This is a genomic window from Halobellus sp. Atlit-38R, from assembly GCF_003665925.1.
GTDB classification, from domain to species: Archaea; Halobacteriota; Halobacteria; order Halobacteriales; family Haloferacaceae; genus Haloquadratum; species Haloquadratum inordinatus.
Window position 1 is genome coordinate 1 of the sequence record NZ_QXIJ01000139.1, and the last position, 593, is coordinate 593.

The 593-nt window shown below is 69.8% G+C and carries 1 protein-coding gene; it reads left to right on the forward strand.

The window, feature by feature from the left end; all coding sequences use genetic code 11:
* Nucleotides 1-125: 125 nt before the first annotated feature.
* Nucleotides 126-581: a DUF892 family protein gene (locus tag D3D02_RS18565; RefSeq protein WP_121562852.1), complete on the forward strand. Its 456-nt coding sequence runs from the start codon at nt 126-128 to the stop codon at nt 579-581.
* The last annotated feature ends 12 nt before the right edge of the window (nt 582-593 follow it).

Below are 593 nucleotides of genomic sequence, written 5' to 3' on the forward strand. Positions count from 1 at the left end.
CGACCAGACGTACGTCCACGGCCGCAGCGACTGACCGACCGCCCCGCTTTCCGTCCGCCGTCGGCGACCTCCCGCCGCACCCGCTCGCCGGAACGCCTTTCGACCCCCCGGGCGTAGCGTGAGGCATGTCATCCGACCGAGTCGTCGACCTGCTCCGAACGGCGTACGCCGACGAGATCGAGACCGTGATGAACTACCAGACGAACGCGATCGTCCTCGACGGCGTCCGCGCCGAGGAGATCAAGGAGAGCCTGAAACAGGACGTTCAGGAGGAGCTCGGCCACGCCGAACAGCTCGGCCAGCGGCTCAAACAGCTCGACGCGCGGCCGCCCGGCTCCGCCGAGTTCACGGCCGGCCAGGAGTCGCTACAGCCGCCCGAGGACTCCACCGACGTGCTGGCCGTCATCAACGGCGTTCTCGACGCCGAGGAGGACGCCATCGCGACGTACCGGGAGCTGATCGACGCCGCCGAGGCGGCCGACGACCCGGTCACCGAGGACCTCGCGGTGACGCTCCTCTCGGACGAGGAGGCACACCGGACGGAGTTCCGCGGGTTCCAGAAGGAGTACCAGCGCGAGTAGGCGGACCGAGGC